The 3,777-nt window shown below is 59.2% G+C and carries 4 protein-coding genes; 1 reads left to right on the plus strand and 3 read right to left on the minus strand.

The window, feature by feature from the left end:
* Positions 1-12 precede the first annotated feature (12 nt).
* From AC1D1X_RS18035 to AC1D1X_RS18045, 3 genes are all read right to left on the minus strand, one after another.
* Positions 13-525, minus strand: a complete 513-nt coding sequence (locus AC1D1X_RS18035; protein ID WP_457282413.1) for a Smg family protein — start codon at positions 523-525, stop codon at positions 13-15.
* Between the two features lie 59 nt (positions 526-584).
* Complete coding sequence (gene dprA, locus AC1D1X_RS18040; RefSeq protein WP_477698810.1) at positions 585-1,733, minus strand: DNA-processing protein DprA; 1,149 nt, start codon at positions 1,731-1,733, stop codon at positions 585-587.
* Positions 1,734-1,839: 106 nt separating this feature from the next.
* Positions 1,840-3,063 carry a LysM peptidoglycan-binding domain-containing protein gene (locus AC1D1X_RS18045; RefSeq protein WP_477670629.1) on the minus strand — a complete coding sequence of 408 codons (1,224 nt, stop codon included), beginning with the start codon at positions 3,061-3,063 and terminating at the stop codon, positions 1,840-1,842.
* Between the two features lie 217 nt (positions 3,064-3,280).
* Here AC1D1X_RS18045 and def point away from each other — a divergent pair.
* The coding region (gene def / locus AC1D1X_RS18050) for a peptide deformylase (RefSeq protein ID WP_477698811.1) at positions 3,281-3,777 on the plus strand (497 nt) is incomplete at its 3' end.

The raw sequence follows: 3,777 nt of genomic DNA on the forward strand, positions 1-3,777 counted from the left end.
CCGCAGTGCTATTCAGTGAGCAAGGCGACCTTCCGCGTCGTCGCACAATTCGTCCAGAACCAGCGCATCGGGTTCTTCGCCGAAGCTCCAATAGACCATCAATACGATGATTTTCAGGTCATCGAGCGTGACGGGGTCGCCCGGTGCCGCCATGGCACGGTCAATCACAATCTCGCGCATGTGCGGAGGCAATACGCCGGACGACTCAAGGAAGCTCACAAATCCCAGGCTCTGTGCGCCGAGTTGTGTTTGCTCGGCAACCGAATAAACGCGAAGGCTGTCGGGGGATTGGGGCTGAATGACCGGATGCGCACCGGGCTCGGTGAGCTCTGACGGGGCACTGGCCGGCAGACTGATTTGCGTGCCTTGGGCGGCGATATTCAAGCCGTCGAGCCAGACGAGGGCCGCCTGGATTTCTTCCGCCTCAAAACCCGCCGCTGTCAGTTTGCGGCCGAGCCGCTGAAGTTCGGGGCAAGCGTCACCTTGCCAGTAATTTTCGTAGACGTACACGAGTACTTCGAACATGCGTCCAATATAACGCAGTTGGCGGCAGCATTGTCAAGCCGGTGAAAAGAGTGCGGTGTTTATGCGTCAGCGCGTCGCTGGAACAGGCCGCCGGGAAGCCTGAACACCTGTCCGTCGAGTTCCAGCTCAAGTAGCTGCGCCTGCAGCATGGCTGTTTCGATCCCGGTTCGCGCCTGTAGTGTGTCCAGGCTCACCACGTCGAATCCCAGTGCGGCGATCAGGGCGGTAGATGAGGGGGACTCGACCAGGAGACCGGTTTCTTTCTCTGTTGGCGTATATGCCGCTGCAGCCGGCGCCACACCCCGCGCAGGGAGACTTAATTCCTCCAATACGTCCTGCGCAGTTTCCACCAGCTTGGCCCCCTGCTTGATCAGTGCGTGGCAGCCGCGTGACTGGGGCGAATGGATGGAGCCGGGTATGGCAAACACTTCTTTGCCCTGTTCGGCCGCCAGCCGCGCGGTGATCAGTGAGCCGGACTGCAGCGCTGCCTCGATGACAAGAGTGCCCAGCGACAGGCCGGAAATGATGCGGTTGCGTCTCGGGAAGTTCGCGGTCAGCGGTGGCGTGCCGAGCGGGAATTCGCTGATGATCATGCCTTGCTGGGCAATACGGTGCGCCAGCTCGAGATGTTTTTTGGGATAGACGCGGTCTAGTCCGGTACCCACCACGGCAATGGTATCTCCGCCGGCTTGCATGGCGCCGTCGTGCGCCGCACCGTCGATACCCAAGGCCAAGCCTGACACAACGCAGAGTTTGGCACCGGCCAGGGCCTTGGCGAATTGGCGCGCATTAGCTTCGCCCTGCGGCGTCGGGTTGCGGCTGCCTACGATGGCTATATGGGCCACGTGGGATGGCGATAACGCCTGAGGCTGGGATGCACGCTTGCCGAGYATGTAGAGCATCAGCGGGGGATCGGCGATGTCGAGCAAGGCCGCAGGGTAGGCCGCATCTCCAATCGCGACCACCCGCCGGTGCTCGCCGGCCTGCAACCAGTCCAGCGTCATTTGCAGCTGGGCTGCCAGATTTGGAGGCTCTGCCCTGAGCGCGCGCGCCAATTTCTCCGAACCCAACTGTTCCAGAGCGGCTGAACTCTGGTCAAAAATCGCCTGCACGGATCCAAAAGCGGCTAGCAGCTTGCGGGAATTCTCATTTCCTATGCCCGTTGAGAGGGTCAGGCGCAACCAGGCCTGGAGCTCATGTTTTTCCACGTGATAGCCAGGGCTGAAAGAATGACAGGGTCAACGAGTTCGAGTATTTGTCTCGAATGTCGATGGACCCGGATTGCCCAAGTTCGTGCGTTGCTTGTCCGCCGGTTTAATTGGGATTGACGAAGCGATCCCCCACCTTCACGCCATCGGTAATCTGCAGGACGAGGGCATAGGAAACGGCATCAAAAGTGCGAAATACCATCAACAAGCCATTTCGCTCGTTGGGCAGTTTAATCTGCTGGCGGCTGCTGTCGGTCTTGTCTTGCAATCTTGCGCCGTCCTTGAGAATGGCCATGATATGGCCACGTTCCAGACCATCCCTGGCGCCACGATTGATGACCACGACCTGGTTCTCCGCAGCATTGGTCACGGCACTTCCATAGATAGACACAATCTGTCCGGCAACGGCAGAAGAAGGCGCGTGCGGTATGTAATTCAGCAACTCGCGTGGCGGTTCAACCAACAGCCGGTCCCCCACCCGCATCTCTTCTTTGGTAGCAACGATGTCGATCGTCGCCGGCACGATTTCGGATTGCGGCTTGCCGTCTTTACCGGCTATTTCCGCAACCGATTCGCCGCGTGCTATTTCCGCCTTGCCGACGTATTGCGCCTCGTAGCCCAGAATCGCCTGGGTCGTCGGATCTTTCAGCGGCGTTGCGTTGCGAAACACCCGGTAATTGACCGGTTCGCCTTTTTCAATGCTCAGGGGTTTGCCGGTGGTGCTGCCGGTGCCGTATTGGCTGCGCGCATAGGCGCGATCTCCGCGGCTAAGCAGAACGCGGCCTTCCTGGGCCGCCACAATGCGGGGCGCATTGGAAAGCATGGCCTCGTCGACGATCAAGGCCTCATTCAGGAAGGGCTCGATCAGGTTGGGCGCGATCGTGGGAATGGAGGCGTCTGCCAGGGTTTCAAAGCGGGTGCGCGGAGAAACGCGTACGGTGTCTGTCGGCGGGCCGTCGCTGGAGGCCTGCCGTGTGCGCAAGACGGCGCGGCCGCCGGTCTTGTCGAGGTAGAGCTGCTGTCCCGGGTAGATGCGGTGAGGATTCTTGATGTCGTCTAGGTTCATGCCCCACAGTTCGGGCCAGCGCCATGGGCTCTTGAGGAACATGCCGGAAATGGCCCAGAGCGTGTCGCCCCGCTTGACGGTGTAGTTGTCAGGCGCATTGGGCGCCAGTTCACTGAGGGGAACCCCGGTTTGAGCCACTTGGGTGGCCGTGGCCTTCTGTGCCGGGGTAATGGGAAAATTCTGGGCATGCAAGCCGACAGTAGTGCCCAAAAGGGCTGCGGTTGCCATTGAAATTTGACTGAAACGACCAAAAATTGTTTGCATCTCTGTAGGCCCTCGGTGCTTTTATGAGGCTGGCAGACACTATCCGGGCTGAACCGGGCAGAAAAAGCCGCTTCTATATCTTGATAAATTACTAACGATTTTGTACCTAAGCCCTTGATTAAGCAACGATTACGCGATTCTGGGAATATCGGGATGCTGAAAAACCGGGAAAAGTGGCGAAAATAGCGACATCTCACCCATTGCCCAGCCTTCCTCCATGAGCCAGTTAACCATTCTTCGTTACCCCGACCCCCGCCTCCACACCGTTGCCAAGCCTGTGGCGGCCGTTGATGCGCGCCTGCGCAAGCTGGTCGACGACATGCTCGAAACCATGCACGAAGCGGCGGGCATCGGCCTGGCGGCAACCCAGGTGGATGTGCATGAGCGCCTGGTCGTGATTGATGTCAGCGAAGACCGGACACAGCCCCTGGTGCTGATCAATCCCGAGATTGTCTGGGCCAGCGAAGAAACACGCGTGGGCGACGAAGGCTGCCTGTCGGTGCCTGGTATTTATGACGGCGTGGAACGCTCTACCGCCATCAAGGTACAGGCGCTGGATCTAGACGGGAAGCTGCAGGTGCACGCAGCCGAAGGCATGCTGGCGGTTTGCATCCAGCATGAAATGGACCATCTGATGGGCAAGGTGTTTGTGGAGTACCTGTCCCCGCTTAAACGCAACGGCATCAAAACCAAGATGATCAAGCAGAAAAAGGA

Source organism: Polaromonas sp. P1_G4, from assembly GCF_056405475.1.